Below are 22,399 nucleotides of genomic sequence, written 5' to 3' on the forward strand. Positions count from 1 at the left end.
GGTGGTTCTGACAAGAAAATGGCCTAAAGCATAAAAAAAGAATAAAGAAAAGATACTTTTGAGTACTCAAAAGTGCAAAATTTTGTGTTGATGTTAATTTTTATTGCATTTGCTTAGCGCATTTAAAGCCTGAGACACCTTTATAAATTCTTGGATGTGAATTTATAAAATCGGCTATTGGTTTTAGATCTTGACCAACATATTTATCTATAGATTTTCCCTTTGGAATGTATCTTCTTAAAAGTCTGTGAGCATTTTCAATGCTACCTTTTTCTGATGATGAATAAGGATGACAATGGAAAATTTCTTTGATTGATTCTATCTCTGGAAGTTTGTAATTTTCGCTTCCATTATCAATAGTTAATGTGTCAATAACAAGATTATTGTCCTTAATTAATTTCTCCAAATTTTCTTTTATTGCTTTTGCATTTCTTCTAGAGAGCGTGCAATAAAACATTCTAGATTTTCTGTTGATTAATGTAAGAATGCAATAATTGTCAGATCTTAAACCAATTACAGTGTCCATTTCATAATCATTGTCATTTAGTCTTAAATTAACTGATTCTGGACGTTCAGTAATAAGTTTGCCTATTGTCTTTTTCTTTGTCTCATGCTTTACTGTTGTTCTACTTCCATATTTGCCGTTTGATTTATATGGAAGAATATCTAATTTTAGACCAAAAGCACTATGTTTAGCCAATATACGGTAAAAGTTTTGAACTGATGGAACATATGAATTTTGAAGTTTTCCCTGTGCTTCTAGTTCTCTTATGTATTTAAAAATAATGCTTGCCACAGACTGTTTAACAGCTTTACTATCTAAGTTAAAACTATTTCTATTCTTCAAATAAAAGTACAGTAACTGTTTGTAAAACTTAAAAATGTCAATGTATTTCATAAGCAATTTAGAATTGTTTTCTAATCTTTTTGAATCATGTCTTGTTTCAATTAAATTCAAAAATTTGAGAGCACTAATTACATATATTGTTTTGCCTTTTAAGTCCATACCACACAATTTACATTTCTTTTGGTATTTAGCATAGCCACGCTTTGTTTCAATTGTAATTCTGTCAAATAAGTTATAAATTGATCTTGATTTAAATCCCACAATATTAGAAACAGTTTTCATATCATAGCCTGCAATTAGCCTTTCAAGAATTTCTTTAAGTCTCAACGGGCTAATGTTATTTTTATTGGTTTTGTGATTTGACTTGGTCAATATTTCATCTCAATTCGTTTCATCAATTACATAATGTACATAATTAAACTTGTACTTGCCGTGCACATTTAATTTCTTTTTAAGCAAGCATAGGTCAGTTGAATAACTAGTATTTTTGTCATTGCTAATCATATATTAAAAAATTCCCAATTTTGGACACTATATAATTTTAATAATTTACTAAAAAATTCTTATTTTTGTCCATTAAATACATTAAATTATCTAAATAATTAAATTTTCTTAAATTTAGAGCTAAAAAAGCTCTATTTTTTGTTCAATTTCATTAAAGAAAAGTTTAAAAAATTAAAAATAGGTGGTAAAATAAATATACATGTATAGTGTTTAACACATAAAAAAGGAGATATAAAAATGGCCATTCCTAAAGACATATTAAAAATTCCAAGACCATCTAGTACCAGAGTAAAAGCAACCTCAAAAGAAGGTATTTATAATGTTATACAAAGAACATCAATAAGAAAAAATGAAAAAATTATTCCTGTTGAAAAAGGAGTGATTGGAAAGATTATTAATGGTGTTTTTCAAAGCATAGAAAAGCAAACATATGAAGTAGATATTAAATCATATGGTTTATTTGCGCTAAATGAAAAATTAAACAATCATATCTTTAGAGAACTTTTAAATTTTTATGATTTTGAAGATGCTAGAAAATTATATGTTATAGCCTCTTTAAGAACTATGTTTTCAGATATTAAAAACGAACATTTAAAACATGAGTATGATACAAATTTTATTTCTGAAATATACCCAAAATGTGCACTATCATTAAACACTATCTCAAGTTTTTTAGAGAAAATAGGTAAATCTAGTTCGAAGATGGAAGACTTTATGAATAAAAGATTAGAAGAGTTTTCAAACCACTCAATAGTTATTGATGGTATGTTGAAAAACAATACATCAGAAACTAACATTTTCTCTGAAATGTCTAGAAAGTCTAGAACTAAAGGCGCTCAAAACTTAAACCTTATTTATGCTTATGATATTAATGCACAAGAACCTGTTGCAAGTTCTGTTTACCCAGGAAATATGCTAGATTACACTGCTTTTAGAGACTTTTTAAGAACTTATAAGATTAAAAATGGATTCTTAATTCTTGATAGAGGATTTGATGATAAAGAATGTAAAAACTTAATGAGAGAAAAAAATATTAAATATTTAATGCCTATAAAAATAAATCATACTTTTAAAAAATTTAATTTAAAATCTGGATTTAATTTCACTTTTACCTATGATGACGACACGATAAGAGCAAAGAAAATTATCATCAACAACAAATATTATCTTTGTTATAAATCAACCCTAACTGAAATGGTAGAAAAGAAAAATTTCATAAGTCGTGCACACAAAAAAGGTGCGTATGATGAAATTAAATTACTAGAAAGAGAAAATCTTTTTGGATTAATAATTTTTGAGTGTAATTATGATTTGGACTTAAAAGATATTTATGTCGCATATAAAAAGAGATGAGAAATTGAATTGCTTTTTAAACAGTTTAAAAATGTGCTTGAACAAAACGAAGCAAATGTTCAAGGAAACTATAGATTATTAGCAACTGAATTTATTAACTTTTTATCTTCAATTATGCTTTGCAGAATAAAAAACCACCTCTTAAATAGTGGCGTTCTTGACAATAGAACAATTAGTGAAACTTTTAGATATTTATCGAAAATAATCAAGAAGAGAAAGTCTAGAAAAAGAGAAGAATGAGATGATGTTGAAACATTAAAATATATTAAAGAATTGAAGTCTATTTTAAAAATATAGTGTCCAAAATTGGGAATTTTTTAATATATAATGTAAAAGCCTTTCTTTTTTTTAATTCAATACTCAAATTTTAACAAAAGGCAACAAAAAGCGCCGCAAGTTAACTTGTGGTGCTTTTTGCTTTGTTAATGAATAAGATATTTTAACATCTTTGTCTATTTCAATAGGCGTGGTTTTACCTTGATTATATTTTTTAAATTCATCATGTATTTTAGTGTTTATGAATTCACTAATTTTCTCAGCATTTTGTTTATGTGTGCCTTTTGAATAGTCAATGTTAATTTTATGTCTTGTTTCAATTGGTAATCTACTTAAGTCAATTGGTGGGTAGTAAATATGATGAGCATTGTTTTTAAGATAAAACTTCTTGAAGCTAAATTGTTTGTAATTTGGATTGGTAGGAACCAGTGTAAATTCAACTCCTTGTGATTTAGAAGCATCATTTGTTTCAACTTTTAATGCACTATCTAGCCAATATTTTTTATCATTACTGCTTCATTCTTTAATTTCTCATCCTGAGTCTTCATATATGTTATGTTCTTTTAAACGAGTATTTCCCCTAATATGGCTTTTAATATAGTTTGTAACTATATTTTCAACTTCTTTTCTATATTTCTCTTTAACTGATTCATCTTGTTCAGTAGCATATGTTAGACCATTTAAATTTGGTAATTCATTTCAATGAACAGATGTTTCAAATATGTTTTCATATTTAGTATCTTGAGAATTGATATTAGGAAAGTATTTTTTAAAATCATATTTTAAGTTAACAAATTCTAAGTATTTGTATATAAAGTCATTGTATGGCATTTTAGCTAACTCAGCAAATGTTAATCCTGTTGTAGCTGTTAAGTATTTTGATAAAGGCTCAGAAATTCAGTTATTAGAATGTAAAAATGGTTGGAAGTAGTTTGTTAGTTTGTTTCCCCATTCATCATATAGCCTGTATTTAACTGTTTCATAGAAATAAGACTTAGGGTCATTATCTTCATCAATTAAAACTAATAAAGCATTAGAAAATGTTGGTATTTCTTGACTATTATTAGTTGCATAAACTAATCAAATTCCTTCATCAGAAAAGTATGAAAACTCACTTGTATTATTTTGAAATGGTAATGGTTCAGGAAGAGTATCAGTTTTAACATATGTAACAACTTTTTTACCACTTCTGTATTCAGTTTTTTTATCAAAAAGCTTCTTTTTATAGTATTTAACATTTGTTAATGCTGAATCATATTTTAAATTTCTAAGAGCACCTTTACCTAATACGTGAGAATCAACATATATACCAAAATCTACCTTTTGCTTAATGTCATAAAGCAATGAAGGATATGTAAAATGGAGTTTATCATCTAAGCCATGTTTTTTTAAATTATCATTACTTATTCATAAAATTTCTTTCTTAGTTCCTGTAGCTGGATCTATGAAAGGATCATAATTAGGGTTAGGAATTTCTTTCTTTTTATCATCTAAAAGTGGCTGACCTTTTTTATCAAGCAAAATTTTTGATATTAATTGTTTTTGATCAGGGTTTTTATCAGGATCTCAGCCATATCATTTGATAATTTGAGTAAAAAACTTTTGAATTATTTGATATTTAACAATATATTGCTCATCAATCTGGCCTGAGTTGTTTGAACCTGTTTTAAAGCGCTGTAAGTGAATTTCATATTCATTAGTTGGTTGCTTCTCTTTTTCTTTATCTTTAATTTCCTTAGTATCAGCAACAACTCTAAAGTCAATTAGCTTTTTCTTAAATTCTTTATTTAAAACATCAACTTTTTGCTTATTAATTAACATAATATCTGTTTCATCATCGTCAGAAACAAATTTAATATCAATTGGTGAGCCAACTAAAAAAGTTCCATGATCATATTTCTTTTGCCTATCTGGTTTTTTTATTTGTTTAGCTACAGTTTGTTGTCAAAAATCTAATTTTCTTTCTCTGTTGTAATAGTTTTCTCAATCCTGAAGAGTTTTTATTGCTTGTGAATATCCAAACTTTATTGTTAAGTTATCTCTTAGGTTTAAACCACGTTCTTTTCTATCAGTTTTATCTTTAGCCTTTTTGTATTGTCTGTATAAACTTGATTCAGTAAGCTCAACTTTTACTTCATCATAAGTATTAATACCACTTGTAAGTTCTTTAAGCATATTAGTAAATTTACTAATATTATAACTTTGAGCTTTAGTAGCAGGATTTGAAGCACTTTCAAGAGTTGTTATTAATTCTGCTGTTTTATCAGCTCCATTTTTAGTAACACTAACTAATCTTTTGATTATTCTAGCTGTTTTTTCTTTTGAACCTACTACTTCAGGTGTTTCTGAAAGCTTTATTTTTCAACCATCAGATAAAATATGCTCCTTAATAGCTGTTTTTTCTTGTAACTTTTGTACATTAGTTTTTAATGGAAATTTCTTACTATCTATGTCAACAGGCAATGATTCATCTAGGTCTCCCATAACATCAGAATCTATTGTTATTTTGCCATTACTTACAATTAATGAGTTTTCTGAATAAGCATTCTTTAGGCCATTAAAAATAGTGTTAAGATCTTTAAATTTAATATTTTCAGATAAATCATAGTATTCATCTTTGGTTGAGTCGTATTCTAAAGTAACCTTTACTTCAGGATTGGCTGAGTAGGCTCAATAACTTCTAAAAGTATTAAGTATTTTATGTGATTTATAAAAATCTGCTTTTTCTCAAGGTCTTTCGTAGTTTTTAAGCATGTTTTTAGAATCTTCAGTTAGATCAAAACCTACAATCTCTATATTTTTAAAAGCATTTGGATTAGGATAATAATGTACTATCTCGCCTTGCCAAGGATCTCTATCATCAACTCATTCTTTTGGCGGGTTTACTTTGTCATTAATTTTTTCTTTAATGCCTGAAATGTCTATAGTAGGATACGTATATCTATCCTTATCTTGATATGGTTTAATGTCACCTTCTATACTACCTTTTTCATAGTCTCATCAAAAAAATCTTTTTGCTTTGGAAGTTACGGGCCCACTATAAGGGTAATCTAGCCCAATATTATTAGGCAATCTGTAACCACCATAAACAGGCGGGTTTAATATAATTCTTGGTGGGTTATGAAAATATTTAGTTCCGCTTGCTGGAAATTTAAAATCCTTGCCAAACACATTGTATTTGATGTTTGCGTCTCAATCAAATTGATCAACTCCAACTAAATATGGCTGATCTAATAATTCATTCCATTTATAAGTAAATGTTCGCTTTTCTCTTTTTTTATAAACACCTGACTTAAACTCATCAATTTGGCTAAACCTGCCATCTATGTATGATCTATTAAAATTACTATCTAATGCTGATAATAATTTATTAGTATTTAAAAATGCTGAACTAGTGCTTTTTAAAGAACTAGCACTAATTAAAGCAAAAGGGAGTAAACTCCCTAATGCTGGCACTAAAATATATTTATATTTTCTACCTTTCATTATTATTACTCTCCTTTATCAAAAAATAGTTCTTTTTCTACATCATTAAAATGTAAATTAATTGAATAACGTTCATTATTTGAAATAGTTGCTAATACCTTTCCCCTTTGTCTTGAAGCAATAAACTTAACTTCTGAATCTAATAACTGATTAGAGTTTTTATAAAAGCCTTTAACAGTTTCAATATCATTGTCTAACAGTCCAAAAAAGAATGAATAAGAACAGTTATTTATTATTCTAGAAGCCATTTCAGCTACTGAAGCTGTTTGCTTATAGTCTGAAGGGTTTTGAGTAGTGTGTATTGTTCCACAGTCTAGCTTACGCACTAATTTAGTAGTATCAGCAATATACTCTAATGTTGTAATATTCTTTTCATTAATGTATAAGTGTTCTTCATCAATGCATAAAGCAGAATATTTAATGAGCTTTTGCATCTCTTTCATACTCAAAATTTTTACATTATTCTCTTGCTTGTATTCTTTAATAATAATTTTGTTATTTAGTGCATTATTAAAGATAAATTCATTAATTAAGCTAAGAAGCACCATAATACCTAATCTAGCTGTAATTGAGCCTTGTGTATCTGTTAAATTATCATTTTTAAACACGACTACATCATTATTAATGCTTACTGTTGTATGGCCATTATAAAGTTCTCTTAAGTTACTATTGTTTTCAAATTCAATACTTAATAACTCTGCAAAGTCTAGTATTTCTTTTTGTCTTTGTTCTCTATCATGATGGTCTTCAGGTATTTCATACTCTCTCATTGACTTAATTAAGTCTGACATTGTTGGTCACTCTTCATATGTAAAGTCTGACACTCTATTTAGCTTATAAATTCCCCATTTTTCATACAAATTAATTATTTGTTGTCTTAAAATAGCTGATTTTTTGCTATCTAAATTATCAAAGACAATTGAGAAAAACTTATTTAGTCAGTTTAAATGGTTATTTACAATAGATTTAATATTAGCCTTATCTACTTCATCTTCACTTCTTGCTATAAATGATCTTACTTGTAATGGATTAATAGTTGTTCCTGAGCCACTTCCTAAGTCAATAATTTGACCGCCTAAAGTGTTAGCTCATTTTATGTATTCAGCTTGTGGGTCAATTACAATAGCAATATTGCCTGCTGATACAGCATTTGTTAGAATTTTTTTAGTAAATGTTGACTTACCCATACCAGGTGTACCTAATATCATTACATTATGGTTTGTTCTATATTGAGTAAGTTTGAACATATTTCAAACTAATGCTTCATCGCTTTCTCTTAGTTCTTTTCCAACTAAAAGACTATTGCCATCATTAAGTAATTTTCTATGAATTGGATAGCCTACAGCTTGGTTTAATGATGTTATTTGGTAATATTCTCTATCTAATTTAGTAATAGGGAAGTTTATAATAAAAAAGTTTTAGTGTAATGCTATATTTCTAACAATTCCGCAAGGTCTTGAACATATTTCAACACCTTGCGTTTTTTTCATTCTGTATTATTTATTACTTCAACTTTGTAACTTCTCAAATATTCTATAATCTGTCTGAATGAGTAGTTTTGATGAAGATTTAGTCTTATAAAATTGTTCTTAACTTTTGTCGCAATTATTAGTGACAAGTAGTTTATAAACTCTGTTGTGTAAACTTTCATTTCTGAATGAACTCTTGTTTTTGATAGTTCCAAAATATTTTTGTAAAAGTTAAACATTTCTTCAATTTCTCATCTTTGATCATATAGTGTGTATACATCCTCTAATGAAAGGTCAACATTGGATTCAAAAACAATGACACCAAAAAATTGATTATTTTTATTGAATTCATCAATGTTAAATGTATTTCTTTTTAGATGTTTTTGATAGTTTCCAACACTTTCTTTGCCAGCTATTTCTAAGTCTTTAAATAGATAAAAAAACTTTCCATTTATTTGCTTTTTAGACCCTAGTAATTGCTTATCTTTAATTTTCACAGGAGTCAAGTTTTCATCAAGTTTTTCTTCTCTAATTAATGTTGTATTTCTCTTTAATGGCAAAAGATACTTAACATTTTTATTCTGTTCTAAAAGCTCTGTAATTGCTTTAGTTCTAAAGCCTTTATCAGCAACTAATATTTCGCCAGTGCTAGGCACATTTTCCAAAAAGTCCTCAAAAATAGTCGAATCCAGCATATTTCCTTGGTATGGTCTGTGATAAATTGGCTCTTTGGTATATAAGACACAAGTGTAAAGTAAGGTAAAATCTTTGCTACCTTTAACCTTGCCTTTTCTTGATCATTGAGAAAAAGTTACTTCATCTGAATTATAAGATTTAAGTGTGCCATCAATAATTTGCACTCTACCTTTAAACTCATTTATTCTATCTAACATGAAGTTATGTATATTTGAATATGCTCTACCAGTTTTTTCAAAGAAGTCTGGTAATAATGATTCAGATAAACCAACCTTTTTAAATAATTCAGACATAAATGAAGTTTCATAGTAAAACTTTAAATCACGATTAACGGCTTTTGGATAGGCACATCTAAGAATAGCAATTACATATAATTTGTAAGCTGTTGATGAATCAAAATGTGTTAGTAATTTTTCCAAAATATCATTGCTATTTTTTGTAAAAATTGCTATGTTACCATAGTCTTTTATATCTGTTTTTTCTTGATTTTTCTTAGATCTTGTACCTACTGGGATAGGTGTTTCAAAAGGAACAAATTTGTAATCTACTATTTCGCCAACAATTGCCAAATCTTTTGGAATTGCTTTTCCATTCACATATTTGCTGGTTCTTTTTACAACTTTAAATTTTCCAAAGTAATTCTTTACAACTGTGTTTTTAGGTCTTTCAACTTGTCTTATTTCAACTGGAATTGCCATTTTCAAATTCTCCTAAATATATAGCATTATAACTATATTATAACACAAAATTTAAATAGAGAAATAAATAAAATTAATTTTTTTATGATGACATTAGCAGCATTTTTTAAGTCTTTGTCAGAAAAATAAATAAAAAAATGTCTACATTGTTCAAAATGCGACATTTTGTATAGTATTATGGGGTATAACTTTTATATTATAACATCTAAAAAGCCTTCAAATTGCCTAAATAATAATGAGTTTGTGCCAAAATTTTCTTTTGCTCAAGTATTCTTTAACTTAATATTAGCTGCTCTTTGTTCTTGTCTGTCTTTTACAGTATCAAAAACAAAAATGTTTGCATCAAATAGCTTGTAATTTTCTTGTTGAACTTGTTCAATCATTGCAAGTATTGCTCGTTCTTCAATGCTTGATGAGAACTTACCAACTATTGTATGATCCACATTCATTGAATCTTCATTTCTTTTAGCTGCCTTATCAAGCAACTTATTAATAGCATTTTGATCATTGTAAGGGAATAAATTTCATACAATAGTGCCTGAAATTGTAAACATTTGCTTAAGTCATTGGGCATTAAGCCTGTTTGCTGTTTTACCAACACATTTAACACTATATTGATTGCCATTTATAGAGATAGTATCTCTATTAAAAATAACTTCATCATAAGCAAATAGTTGATCCAGGCTGTTTTTTTGATTATAAATACCACTTAAATTTAAATAGCTATGAATTTCTTCATCACTTTTACCAAAGCGATTTAATTGGTTTAAAAATTTAAGTAATTCAAAGTCTTGTAATTTATTGTAAGTAAATAGTCCCAAGTCATTGATCTTTTGCTCAAATGTTATATACATTTCTTCAAGTGAATCAATTGTTGGTGCATTAATTACTAAGTAAAAAACACTTGCTGTATTTTCAGTTTCTAATTTTGAAAAGTCATCAATATTTGCTTGATAATATTTGCTTCAAAATTCATTATTTTTGTTTAATAATTGTTTATTTTTAGATGAGTTATTAATATATTCTTTATTTTTATCATACTTAATTTGTTCATCTAGTTTAATAATTGAAATTTTATGTTTAAAGCTGTCTAAAATTCTTGCAAAATTGTCAATTAATCTTATCTGTGTATCAGCATTTTCTTTTCAAATATCTTGCCCATTTATTTGCAAAACCATAAAGTAATTATTGTGTTCAGTTTTGCTAAATAATTTATTGGTAAATATTTTGTTTTTAACAACATCAGATGAAACTAGTGATGAATATGGGTTTAAATCAGCACTGTCTCTTTCTTTATTGTTAGATATCACCTTTGCAAATTTATGGGGCATTGACTTGAATTTAAACATTCTAATCAAAAGCTCATATATTTTACAATTCTGGCCTGATGGCAATATAAGTATTAGTAAAGTGAAAAACATAATAGCAAATACTATTCACTTATATTGCAATGCAAAAGGCCTAAAAGCTAAAAAAGATACTAAAAAAGAAATTAATATAACAATGAAGAATTCAATAACATCTTTTCAAGAAAAAACTCTTGTTATTTTAATTTTCTTGTATTTTAATCTATTGGGTTGTAGCATTTGTTCCTTTGTTTAAATTAGAATGATCGGGTTGTCTAGTTATTGTTTCACTAAGCATTGAATTTACGTTTTTATCTTTTTTGTTTTGTCTATCGACAATGTTTTCTCAATTTGCTTCTTTTCCACGACTCTCTCAGTACTTGTTCCTTTGTTCTTCATGTGATAAGTGGGTAAGGTTGTTTTCTTTTGCAAACTGAGTAACTTTTGCATCATGTTGCTTAATTTGCTCTTGTTGTTTTTGTAGTTCCTGTTTTTCTTTCTTTTTATCTTTCTTTTGTAAAACAGTATTTTCTACTATGCTATAAACTGCATTCTTAGCTTTTTCTCTAGCTACTACTTTAGCTATGCCTTTTAAATTGAACTTTTCAGTTTTTACTTTAAATAAATTAGCTGTTATAGTAGTTCTTAATAAATTTTGTGGTTTAAACACACTAATAGCACCTGCTAGATCACCATCGCTAATGGCTTTTAATTGCTGTTCAGCAATTTTAAATCCTACACGTGCTGCAGGCTTAGCAAGCTTGCCATAAGGTACGAAATTTAGTGCGAACTGCCCTGCTTTGGAAGCAAGGCTAATTATTTTTTTCCTATGCTACCGCCTTGAGCTGGTGCAGCTTCTGGTAATCCACAAAATCTCATTATTACTGATTGCAATGTTCCTAAATTTCTAAAGCCTATAATAGTTATTATTAAAGAAACTATTACACTGTGAAATCCTAAGAAATAATCAATTAATTCAATCATGTTCTCAACTGCTCAGTTGATTATGTAAAATGAAAAGAAAAATAAAACTAAAGATAAATAATTAGAGATAAAGCTATCTTTTCATGCCCTTAATTTCTTACCATTATCTGCAAGAGATAATGCCACTATAATAGGGAATATAAAGTATAAAAGTACAACCGGTACAATTCTGCCTGCATTTCTAAGCATTGTTTTTAAAACTGAACCATAAATAAAAATGACAGTTATGAATGTAAACAATGCTCCTCTAATTGCATATCCTATTGCACCACCAGAAAGTAATATTAATGCAGGTATTTTTGTATGAACAGCTGATATCACTGATCATAAACCTGGAATTGAAGCAATGCCCCACTTAAAGTTATAGCCATTTGCATCATTTCCAGAATGTACTATTGAGCCTTCAAAAGGTTTTTCATCAATTACTTCTTGAAAATTAGGATTGAATGTTCTATTTATAAAACCTAATCCAGTGCTTCCATGTTCATTTCCATCTATAAGTTTAAGAATATTTATTACAAATTCATTAAATAGCAAAATACCTACTTGAAAACCTAATAAAAATAAGAGACTAATTGCACTTTGTTTTACAGCACTACGTAATAATGCTGATGAACTACGAAATTCTGAAATAGAAAATTTAATAATTATAAGAAAGAACATTATTACTCAAATTGCTGTACTCACAATTAATATGTGAGCAAATGTACTTGGGGTAGTGAAATTAGTAATATCGTCATTAGGTTTAAGGCCAAACAATAAAAATTTTGTTCCGTCAAATACAATGTATCTAGCAACTAATAATGCATAAACAAAAAATGTTGCAAAAAGTAATGCTATAGCCATTATTGGCATTCAAATAACCATACCAACTGGTATTGCCGCTAAGTAATCAAATAGCCCCATTAATCTATACCTTTAAGTTGTAGTAAATTGGTTGAGTAAATATATTCAAAAGTGCTGCTGAAGCTGTTTCTTTTCCAGTTGTTACAACAGCATGTGGGTTTCCTTGAGTATTTCTTATAAATGCTGTTAATCCCCATGCTAAAACAATTAAAACTAAAGCAGCAGCACCCCATAGTATTTTGTGAGTGTTTTGTTTTCTTTTCATAGGATCTTCTTCTTGTTGGTTTTTAACCATTGCTCAAATTAAAAGAGCAATAACTATAACAACAGTTATACCTGTGAATATACCAAACACAACATTAATAATTTGATCAATACCTGATTGCAGTTTTGTTAATCCAGCTGTATTAATTCCATTTTTCATATTTATCTCCTTTGTTTCTTTTTATGTTTTTTAAATCATCAAATTGGATATATCAGTGCTAGCGATATATATAAAATCACTGCCCCAATTAGCAAATTAAACTTAGTTGTTGTTAGCGCTCCTTGTTGCACTAAATATTGTCAATAAGATAAACAAAGTAACAAAAACCAAATTAAAGCTACTTGTAAAACAATATATGTTACTAAGATTGCAACTGAAGCTTTTTTGGATACTTTTCTCATATTCTATTCTTTTATTTAAGCCTGTTTTATAGTGCTATTTGTATAACATAATTAAAAGAACTATGCAAATAGCAAGCAGGCAAAAACAAATAATTCCTGTAGTAATTAATAAATTTTTATACTTAGGATTCGGCTTTTTTATTTTTTTCATTGTCTTATAAAATTACTTTTTAAATCCCTGTAATATGCTTTGTTTTACAGCATCCATTGATGCAGTTTTTTTAACTTCTTGTTTTGCATTTTCAATGTTTTTGGTATTAAAGGCATCAGTTGCTTTTGCATTTTTAGCTTCTTTTTTAGCTGACTCTTTAGCAACTGTAGGCTCATTATTAAATGCTTTTGTTGCCCCTTCCTTTGACTTGCTTATTTGATTACGAAGGTCATGTTTCAACTCTTCTTTCATCTCATTTAAGTCTTTTCTACTGAAATTCAATTCTTTTTCAGGGAAGTCATTTTCTTTTTGTATAGCTTGTGTTCTTTGTTTTAAAAAGTCATACATTCCTAAACCACCAACAACTAAAAGCCCTGCTGTTAATGGTGCTGCTACAATAGTTACTATTACAAATAAAGCCGAAATTCCTTTCATCATTGTAGATGGCTTGCTTATCCATTTTTCAAACCTGTCAAGCTCTTCTTCAGCCTTTGCTTTTGGCTTTGATTTTTCTCATTTTTTATACTCTTCATCAGTTGCAGGAGTATTAGCTATATATTTATCATTTGATAAGACTTTTCCATCTTTATCATATGTTATATGTGAACCTGTTTTAAGACCTTTAACTCAGTCAGTAGTTGATTTTAGCTTGCCATTTTCAAAGTTTTTTTCTTGCCCATGTTCAAGATTATTTTTGTAATTTATTTCTCTTTTAATTTGCCCTGTTCCTGGTTCATATTCAGTTAATGTACCATCTAATTTGTTATTCTTAGCTTGTCCAGTAATTGTTAAATTACCATCCCGTACTCAATAAAAATTTCCATTAAATTTATTTTTCTTAACTTCATAATAACCATAATTGCCTTGCAATTCGGTAAAAGCAAATTGCTTGCCATTTTTATAAGTAATAACATCATAATTTTTGTTATTTATTTTTTTCTCTTCCATTGATACTCTTGATTCATAACCAACAGGATCAAAACCGGGATTAACTCATGCCATATTATTCTCCTTTTACATATATGCCTTTTTTATAGGCATATTAGTTTTTTATTCAAATTTATTTACTATATCTAAGGCTATGCTATATAAATCATTTTCTTGCTTTGTTTCTTCATTTATTTCAGTTTCTTTATCTATATTTTCACTTTGTTCTATTTCTACACTTACACTCTCTTGTGCTTCATTATGAGTTAAATTGCTTAAGTTTCATTTAACAATTTCACTAGATGTTTCATCACACTGGTGCACATAATTATCATTTATAAAATGCTTATATGCTAATTTAGTTTTAATAAGCATTGGCTTATAGCCAATAATTGAAACAATGGCTAAGTCTTTATTCTTAGACTTTATTTCACTCACACTCATCAATGGCTTTTCTTCAATGTTCTCAGTAGTTCCTGATGTTGATCCTTTTGACCTACTATCATATGAAGTCGACTTTGAAATTTTCTTAACTTCTTTTTTGCCTAATGATTCTGATAATTCTTTAAGTGTATCTTCATCATTACTATTTAAAAAGTAAGTAAATTGCAAGTTTGAACGAATTGTTTTATCCACTCCATCTACTTTGTCATTGTACTTTTTAAGCTGGTTGTAATCTTGGAGCACAAATTGGAAGAATATATTCCTACTTCTTGAAATAGTTACTTTATTATCTAAATTAATAATTTTTGGTAAGTTTCCTGCTTCATCAAGTAAAAACAGTCATTTTCTATCTAACTTTTCTGATAGATATATGCCATATTCATCTTTTCTCTTACCATTTTCATTAGCTTGATTAACTAATGCTTGGTAAATTTGGTCAATTAGCATACTAATTAAAAAGTGGTGAGAAGGTTTATGATCTGGGTAGTGAATAAAGATAGCTACTGGTTGTTTCTCTTTAGCAACTAAGTTTAAGTCAAAGCTCTTTGTCTGTGCAATAACTCTTTGTACAAACTCATCATTAGTAAAAATTGCTAGTGCACTAGAGACAAATGACAAAATGCTTTGGAATGTTTGAGCATTTTTAGCTTCAGATAGTAATGCTTCAACTTCAAATCAAAGCTCTTTTCAAATTAAGTCATCATCAGCTCTTAATTTAACTATTGATATTCAGTCTTGATTTGCATCCCAAGCAGGGGCAACACATAATTTACCTACTGAAATTAAGTTAAAGTCTTGAGCTGAAACTAAATCAGGTCTTTCTATTGACACTAATAATAGAAATTTAGTTGCTGTGTTAATAACTCTTTTAGCATTATCTGTTCAAAACTTTTCATCAGTATCTGATCAAGGTAATTGTTCTATAACATTATTAATTTCACTAAAGGCTTTATAAATGTTTTCAATATGAGCTTTTTGGTCATTACATTCTAAATGAGCTTGCTTATATACATAATGTAATGGGTTTCAGCCATTGCTATATTCAGGCTCGCTAAAGTCAATTGCAAATATTTTATAGTTCTGATCAGTAAGCTTTTTACCTACAGCTTTAATTATTTCTTTTTTAGGGTCTGTAATAACAAATGATGATTTATATTTTGATCTTAAATGGCTGTTATATAGTATGTTTGGTAAAATTACTCTTTGTGTTTTACCACTACCAACACCACCAATTACGACACTGTTTATGTCATTTTTGCCGTTATTAATTCATCATTTTTTTAAGCTATTTGCATAGTTAATTACTCAGTTAGCATTGTTTTGATTATGCTTATAGTCAGGAGAAACTAAGAACTGCTTTTTAAAAAATGATCTATCGCCAACTAAAAGCTTATCATTTCAAAGTCAATATTTACTCTCATCTGTTTGTTCTTTTCTTTTTCTAAAGAACACAAAATATATAAATTCTCCTGATAAAATAAGAAATAACATTAAAGTAAATATTATGAAGAAGTTAGAGTTTCTTGTTACATTATGTTTAGAAAGATTAATGTAATCACTAAATGTTTTTACCTTAGAAAGATCATTATATGTTCTTAAATTAATAAAATTAATAACCAGTAGAAAACCAATAGTCGTAAAGATAATTGAAGCTAAAACAACAATAATAATTTTTATTGCTATTTTTTTCATTAACTTGTGGCACTCCTTTCATTAATTAGCTTTCTTTTGCTCTCTAATTTTTTAATTAGTCTTTTTAAAATACTGTTCATCCAATTCTTTTGCCATTATTCAAGAAACAATATGATCCTGATCCATGTGACTATTTAGATAATCAAAAATTAAATTTCTTTCATCTACAATGTATCAGTCATATGGATTATTACTGTCTCCAATGTAAACTAAATCATCATCATTTGTTAAATCGTTTAATCAAGGCAATTCTTTATTTCTTTTCTTATATAAAGAATAAAGTTCTCAATCAATCCAGTCATATTCATCTTGTTCATTCAACATTTCTTTTAAGGCAAAAACTGGTTCAATATCATGTAAATCAATTAAAAAATTTAAATAGTCAGCACCACACCCAAAGTTATTAAAGTTCTTCATAAAAACTGAATTATCAAACTGCAATACAATTTTTGTAAGCTCTAACAGTTTTTGCAATTCAGGTATTGTGAGCGCTTGTGATTCAATTACTTTGCAAGTGTTAAAAACAAATTTTGTTGCAACAATTGGATAGTCATCAATTTTTTCTAAATTAATAAAAATGCTCTTAACTAATTCAACTAGTATGCTTATCAGTATAGAAAATACATATAAGGCAATTGGTATACCAATTAAAAACAATGTGCCTAGTAGGCTATTTTTCATAGCAATTGAAATAGGTGAAGGTTGATCCGACTTTTGAAATTGCACTCTAACAGCACTAAGTGCAAAAAGAATTGCAAAAACAAAAAATGATATTATTGCCATTCTTAAAAATAGTATTGGTAATTGTGCATTGGCAAATGATTCACCAGGGCTAATGCCAAAAAGTAAATAAGATGGTAAGGCAAAAGTAATCATCTTATATATCTTTACAACGGAATCAAGCAATCACAGCGGAAGTCTAACAGTAATATTAAACAAACCAAACCATATGGTATAGCCTAGTCATGCAAACATTTATATTATCCTTTCACTATAGTAATTTTTAAAGTTTTATTATGAATTAAATAAAGGGATAGCTAACCTAGCTAACCTTTCATACACTTTGTAATATACCCGTTATCACTCCACTTATTGCTCAGGCAATAACAACGAAAATAATAAAACCAGCTAGTCATTTAATTTTCTTTAATTCATTTGCTCTTTGTTCATCGCTATCAGCTTTAGAAGCTTTAAATCAAGCTGTAGCCCCAACAATTAAAATTGCTATTACTAAGATACCTGCTAAAGCACCTAGTGTAATATTTATATATTTTTGAACTGTCGCTGCTAGTTCACCTAAACTAGTATTTAATGCGCCAGCGTCAATAGGCCTAGTTGCACCATTCATAATTATTTATCTCCTTAAAATATTTAAATTATTGATACTAATGCACCAATAAACGATGCAATAGTAATTGCACTTAATAAGCCAGTGCTTATTGTTATGCCTAGGCATAATTTTCAACTATGCCCATATAATTCCCTAGCCCTATTTCTAGCTGCTTTATCTTTTTTAAAGCAGTTTTTAAATTCAATTAATAATAGAGTTATACTTAGGGAAAATGCCATTATGCTAAATAGCATAAAAATGAAAATTGGAAAAATTGCGTGAATAGTTTTTCTCCTTTTCTTTTAATAAAAGAAACTAAAAAAGCCAACAATAAAATTTACTGTTGGTATTTACTTATTACTTTAAGAGTTATTCAGGTATAAGATCTAAAATAATTTGCTTAACTAAAGGATCATTATCATCAATTACTTCTTCTAATGAATTATCAACATTTTCATTTAAAGACTTAATCAACTCTTTTTTATTATTCATCTTCATCTTCTCTAGATTCATCGCTTTTAAATTCTCAACCAAAATTGTTTTGATAGTGTTTAATTATTTCTTTTGCTTTTTCTAAGGCTTCATTTTTGCTTAAAATTCTAGGCTTATCAACTTTATCAGCTAGCTTTATATTCTCTCAAATAAAGTCATAGTAAGGCTTTAATTCTTCTTTCTCGAATGCTTTCTCGAATGCTTTCTCGAATGCTTCCTTAGTGCCCCGGCTTAATGCAACATACATTGGCTGTATAAACAAATGATACTCATAATATGCCCATCTATAAGCGTCTCTAAAGTCAGTTTTAACTTCTTTATTTACATCAGTAGGGAATAAGTATAAATCATTAGATCTATCATCAGTAAAGCCAACTAATTGCCCTAATTTCATATAATCTAATACTGCGTCATGAAAGCTATCTAACTTTTCAATTAGTTTTAACTTCTTAAAGTTATCAGTCAGCGACTTCTCTTTATCTCACTCTTGCTTTTTAATTAAAGCTTTTTGCAATTCTAAATAAGTTGTTAGCATTTTTCACAATGGATATTGCATTGTATAACGTTTGGCTTTAAGTCAAATTATTAACATTAGAACATCAATTTCTAAATAATACTTTTTAGGATCTAATTTTCTTCCGTATAAAAACTCATTATGTATGAATAATTCATTAGGCTTATTAGTTTTATTGTAATTATAAAAATCAGTATTATTGATCATCCTATTGTAAACTCACAATTTAGATGGCCGCTTTTTTGATTCATTCGTTCTTAATCCATCATAATTATTTTCAGGCGGTATCTCTTTATAGTACTCTTCCATTTTAAATGAACCAGGTGCTAAGTCGGAAACTTTTTTTGTTGTTAACTCACCCCATTCATACTTTCCGGCTTTACCGTGAAATTCTTCTAATTTTGCTAATGTATAATTTCTAACATTATCAAAGTCAACATATTCTTTATCAACACCAGTTAATGCTTTCTCTAAATTAGAATTAGCCATAATTTCAGAAACTTTATCAACTAAAGAAATATACTCATCTTTACTAATTCTCTCCGGAGAATTGCTTTTTTCTCGATAAATAAAGCCATTTTTAAAGTGTTCTAAGTTTCTAACATAATAAGAAACTTCAGCTATTGATGGAAAGCCAGTATCATCAGCATATAAATTTTTAACTTTTCTATACTCTTCCACACTAGGAATTAATTTTTTAAAGCCTTCAGCGTTATTATTAAGCACTAAATTTGCATAAACTGCATTTTTAGTATCTAATATATCTTCTCTATTAATTGTATAAGTCTTGCCATTATATGTAAATTTGGTAGGTACAATCTCTTGTTCATTTTCATTAAATGAATCTTTATGATCAGGATCTTTTCTAGGGGGCGTTGTATGAGATGGGCCACCCGTGATAATCTCACTAACATTAAGTCCAAAAAATTTGCAACTAACTGTAACTAAAGGCATTAGTGTTACTAAGCCTAGTCCGCCTATTATCATTCTCTTTTTCATTTTCTTATCTCACTATCAAAATTAGTTAGATATATTATATCATAATATTTTATCTATGATAAAATATTGACCGTTAACTCTTATTTTTTAAAGTAAATACCATTGCTTTTACTTCTTAATTTGTTTTATTTTTACTTTAATAACCATCCTTTCATAATGTTATTTTGTAAATAAGTTCATTATGGAAAAGATGAACTTTTTAGGGAAAAATTACTCATTTTTCTCCTTACATAACCAAAGCTTTTGTTTTTTCTTCTTTTGCTTCTAGTTTTTCTAGTTCTTCTTCTTTTAATTTTTTTACTAATTTAAATTCTTCTATAAAGTCTTCTTTATCATATGCACTTAAGTAGTTTTCTAAGTCTACATCAGCAATGTAGTCTCAAAATTCGCGATCTATATATCTAATTTCGTTTGGGTTTTCATATTCATCGAATCTTATTCATTCAATATTTGGATCTCTTTCTCATAAGTAGTTTAATAGAGTGAGATTCGCACCAAGGCCTTTAGTTTTTAAGTCAATATCTAATTGTCTTCATAAGTCATCGAGTCTATGGATATCTTCTTTATTTAAAAAGTCTTCTCATAAATCATTAACTTCGTAACTATTATCGACTAATTCTTTGCTTAATTTGTAATATCCAGCTAACTTATCTAAGTCGTTTTCATTGTAAATTGACTTATAGATATTTTTATTAATTGTTGTAGGCAAATCAGCCATATTCTCTATAGTTTTTTTAATTAATTCTGCATAAGCTAATTTGTCTAATTCATCCTTATAACTATTAGCCATATACTCAAAATGATTTTTAATCATTTCATTAGTAACATTTTTATGTACATATTGTGTTAAATGTGCTATATCTTTAAAATTAAAATTTTTTTTCATTATTTGACTTTATCCTTACATAACCAAAGCTTTTTCTTTTTTGGCTTCTAGTTTTTCTTTTACTAATTTTTCTTCTAATTTGAACTCGTCTATAAAGTCATCTTTATCATATGAACTTGAGTAGTTTTCTAAGTCTTGACTAGAAAGTCAGTTTACAAATTCGTCATCTATATATCTAATTTCATATGGGTTTTTACGTTCATCGAATCTTATTCATTCAATATCTGCGTCTCTTTCTCATATGAAGTTTAATAGAGTGAGATTCGCACCAAGGCCTTTAGTTTTTAAGTCAATATCTAATTGTTTTCATAAGTCATCGAGTCTATGGATATCTTCTTTATTTAGAAAGTCGTCTCATATATCAGTGACTTCGAAATCATCGACTAATTCTTTGCTTAATTTGTAATATCCGGCTAACTTATTTAAGTCGTTTTCTTGATGAATTGACTTATAGATATTTTTATTAATTCTTGTAGGCAAATCAGCCATATTCTCTATAGTTTTTTTAATTAATTCTGCATAAGTTAATTTGTCTAATTCGTCTTCGTAACTATTAGCTATAGCATTAAAGGAATTTTCTGCCAATTTAGCAATCTCTACAGATGCATATTGCATTAAATATGCTATATCTTCGAAATTAAATTTTTTCATTATTAGTTTTTATCCTTACATAATTAGATCTTTTTCTTTTTTGAGAAATATTAATTTTGATGACTCATCATTTGCTAGTTTTGTCACATAATCTGCCAATTTAAGCTGATCAGCTAACCCTAAGAAAGGTCTATCATCTCAATTACTGTCACTTAACTTATCAATGAATTCTTTTAAATTCATTTTATATAATGCACTTGTATCAATACCAACTATGCCTACTTTAATAGTTACATCCTTGCCATTTTTGTCAAAAGCCTTAGTTAAATCTATTAAAAAGTGCTTACCTGTATTTTCATACTCATTTTTTCATTCAACCAAGCCATTAACAAAGTAAATTTCATCTTTATCTATTGCAACTGGAACTATGAATTTACTTAATTTCTGGTTATTTTTTTCTCAAAACTCACTTTTTCACTTTAAAACTCTTAATGTTAATGAATCCATTTGTCTCTCCCATTACATTACTTTTAAATTTTTTTATTTAGTAAATTATTAAATGCATGAGTTGCTATATCAGATGAAATATCTAAATAAGAAACTTTAGGTAACAATTCATCTAATTTCTTTTCACTTAATCATGCTAAGTAATAAAGCAATAAATTATTTTCAAGAAACTCTCTTGCTCTACCTTTTTTATCAAGCTGTACCATTGCATATTCATTACAATCTCTTACTAATTGAATATAAAGATTCATTTCAGGGCTTTTAACACCTAATTCATCAATGCTTTTAGTTGCTTTATTCATTAAATATTTGTGTTCAAATATTCGATCAGCTTCCAAATATTCATTAAGACTAAAATTAACTAACTTAACATTGTCTTTATTGTTAATGTTTAATAAACTTCAGTTACAAATTAATTGATAAATTTGGGCTAATCTATTAACTTCTGTTAATTCTTCATATAGCTCTTTTAAAATTTTTCCTAAGAGCTTAGAAAAAACTCCTGTTTCTACCATTGCTGGTACTCTTTCATTAATAGCTAATATGATGTTTACATAAATAGTTCTGTTACCAATTTTGTTATTTATTGAGCGAGCAATTTCATTAAATTTATTGATAATTTCTGATGATTTAAGCTTTCTAGGTATTGTTGCATTCAGAATGTTCTTAATACTTTCTTTTGTAAAATAATTCAT

Annotated in this window: 20 protein-coding genes; 1 reads left to right on the forward strand and 19 read right to left on the reverse strand. The window is 27.9% G+C overall.

Annotated features, from left to right (window positions below; genetic code table 4):
* Positions 1 to 100: 100 nt before the first annotated feature.
* Positions 101 to 1,129 (reverse strand): IS30-like element ISMbov1 family transposase, encoded by a 1,029-nt coding sequence (locus MBOVPG45_RS00955; protein ID WP_080551569.1) that lies wholly within the window; start codon positions 1,127 to 1,129, stop codon positions 101 to 103.
* A gap of 459 nt (positions 1,130 to 1,588) precedes the next feature.
* Here MBOVPG45_RS00955 and MBOVPG45_RS00960 point away from each other — a divergent pair, with 459 nt between their 5' ends.
* On the forward strand, positions 1,589 to 3,001 hold the full coding sequence (locus MBOVPG45_RS00960; protein ID WP_013456449.1) for an IS1634-like element ISMbov2 family transposase: 1,413 nt from the start codon (positions 1,589 to 1,591) through the stop codon (positions 2,999 to 3,001).
* 51 nt (positions 3,002 to 3,052) lie between these two features.
* Here MBOVPG45_RS00960 and MBOVPG45_RS00965 read toward each other — a convergent pair whose 3' ends face one another.
* The 18 genes from MBOVPG45_RS00965 to MBOVPG45_RS01050 all read right to left on the reverse strand — a co-directional run bounded on the left by MBOVPG45_RS00965 (position 3,053) and on the right by MBOVPG45_RS01050 (position 22,399).
* Positions 3,053 to 6,466: an Mbov_0399 family ICE element protein gene (locus tag MBOVPG45_RS00965; RefSeq protein ID WP_041309101.1), complete on the reverse strand. Its 3,414-nt coding sequence runs from the start codon at positions 6,464 to 6,466 to the stop codon at positions 3,053 to 3,055.
* Positions 6,467 to 6,471: 5 nt separating this feature from the next.
* On the reverse strand, positions 6,472 to 7,713 hold the full coding sequence (locus MBOVPG45_RS00970; RefSeq protein ID WP_235684349.1) for a helicase HerA domain-containing protein: 1,242 nt from the start codon (positions 7,711 to 7,713) through the stop codon (positions 6,472 to 6,474).
* Between the two features lie 182 nt (positions 7,714 to 7,895).
* Positions 7,896 to 9,329 (reverse strand): transposase, encoded by a 1,434-nt coding sequence (locus tag MBOVPG45_RS00975; protein ID WP_013455919.1) that lies wholly within the window; start codon positions 9,327 to 9,329, stop codon positions 7,896 to 7,898.
* Between the two features lie 191 nt (positions 9,330 to 9,520).
* Entirely contained in the window at positions 9,521 to 10,660 is a 1,140-nt protein-coding gene (locus tag MBOVPG45_RS00980) for a hypothetical protein (protein ID WP_258408983.1), read from the reverse strand.
* A 238-nt stretch (positions 10,661 to 10,898) separates the two neighbouring features.
* On the reverse strand, positions 10,899 to 11,345 hold the full coding sequence (locus tag MBOVPG45_RS00985) for a hypothetical protein (protein WP_013456335.1): 447 nt from the start codon (positions 11,343 to 11,345) through the stop codon (positions 10,899 to 10,901).
* 146 nt (positions 11,346 to 11,491) lie between these two features.
* Positions 11,492 to 12,565 (reverse strand): Mbov_0396 family ICE element transmembrane protein, encoded by a 1,074-nt coding sequence (locus MBOVPG45_RS00990; protein WP_013456044.1) that lies wholly within the window; start codon positions 12,563 to 12,565, stop codon positions 11,492 to 11,494.
* 4 nt (positions 12,566 to 12,569) lie between these two features.
* A complete protein-coding gene (locus tag MBOVPG45_RS00995; protein ID WP_013455971.1) occupies positions 12,570 to 12,929 on the reverse strand; it encodes an Mbov_0395 family pilin-like conjugal transfer protein in 360 nt (119 codons plus the stop codon).
* A 405-nt stretch (positions 12,930 to 13,334) separates the two neighbouring features.
* Positions 13,335 to 14,324 (reverse strand): toxin-antitoxin system YwqK family antitoxin, encoded by a 990-nt coding sequence (locus MBOVPG45_RS01005; RefSeq protein ID WP_013456390.1) that lies wholly within the window; start codon positions 14,322 to 14,324, stop codon positions 13,335 to 13,337.
* Positions 14,325 to 14,372: 48 nt separating this feature from the next.
* The gene (locus tag MBOVPG45_RS01010) at positions 14,373 to 16,385 is read right to left on the reverse strand and encodes a type IV secretory system conjugative DNA transfer family protein (protein ID WP_013456342.1); all 2,013 of its coding nucleotides are present in this window, start codon (positions 16,383 to 16,385) and stop codon (positions 14,373 to 14,375) included.
* A 51-nt stretch (positions 16,386 to 16,436) separates the two neighbouring features.
* On the reverse strand, positions 16,437 to 17,360 hold the full coding sequence (locus MBOVPG45_RS04800) for an Mbov_0396 family ICE element transmembrane protein (protein ID WP_013456548.1): 924 nt from the start codon (positions 17,358 to 17,360) through the stop codon (positions 16,437 to 16,439).
* A 67-nt stretch (positions 17,361 to 17,427) separates the two neighbouring features.
* Entirely contained in the window at positions 17,428 to 17,733 is a 306-nt protein-coding gene (locus MBOVPG45_RS01020; RefSeq protein ID WP_013456404.1) for an Mbov_0395 family pilin-like conjugal transfer protein, read from the reverse strand.
* A 23-nt stretch (positions 17,734 to 17,756) separates the two neighbouring features.
* Entirely contained in the window at positions 17,757 to 17,954 is a 198-nt protein-coding gene (locus MBOVPG45_RS01025) for a hypothetical protein (RefSeq protein ID WP_041309103.1), read from the reverse strand.
* 130 nt (positions 17,955 to 18,084) lie between these two features.
* Positions 18,085 to 18,207, reverse strand: coding sequence for a hypothetical protein (locus tag MBOVPG45_RS04805; protein ID WP_013954775.1), 123 nt, complete (start codon positions 18,205 to 18,207; stop codon positions 18,085 to 18,087).
* Positions 18,200 to 19,720, reverse strand: a complete 1,521-nt coding sequence (locus MBOVPG45_RS01030; protein ID WP_013455913.1) for an MAG3960 family lipoprotein — start codon at positions 19,718 to 19,720, stop codon at positions 18,200 to 18,202. The genes MBOVPG45_RS04805 and MBOVPG45_RS01030 overlap by 8 nt, the downstream gene beginning before the upstream one ends.
* A gap of 226 nt (positions 19,721 to 19,946) precedes the next feature.
* On the reverse strand, positions 19,947 to 20,606 hold the full coding sequence (locus tag MBOVPG45_RS01035) for an Mbov_0392 family ICE element protein (protein ID WP_013456013.1): 660 nt from the start codon (positions 20,604 to 20,606) through the stop codon (positions 19,947 to 19,949).
* 15 nt (positions 20,607 to 20,621) lie between these two features.
* On the reverse strand, positions 20,622 to 21,257 hold the full coding sequence (locus MBOVPG45_RS01040; protein WP_013456177.1) for an Mbov_0392 family ICE element protein: 636 nt from the start codon (positions 21,255 to 21,257) through the stop codon (positions 20,622 to 20,624).
* 15 nt (positions 21,258 to 21,272) lie between these two features.
* Positions 21,273 to 21,704: a hypothetical protein gene (locus MBOVPG45_RS01045; protein WP_013456104.1), complete on the reverse strand. Its 432-nt coding sequence runs from the start codon at positions 21,702 to 21,704 to the stop codon at positions 21,273 to 21,275.
* Positions 21,705 to 21,727: 23 nt separating this feature from the next.
* Positions 21,728 to 22,399, reverse strand: a complete 672-nt coding sequence (locus MBOVPG45_RS01050) for an Mbov_0392 family ICE element protein (protein WP_013456066.1) — start codon at positions 22,397 to 22,399, stop codon at positions 21,728 to 21,730.

This window comes from Mycoplasmopsis bovis PG45, from assembly GCF_000183385.1.
Lineage (GTDB): Bacteria > Bacillota_I > Bacilli_A > Mycoplasmatales > Metamycoplasmataceae > Mycoplasmopsis > Mycoplasmopsis bovis.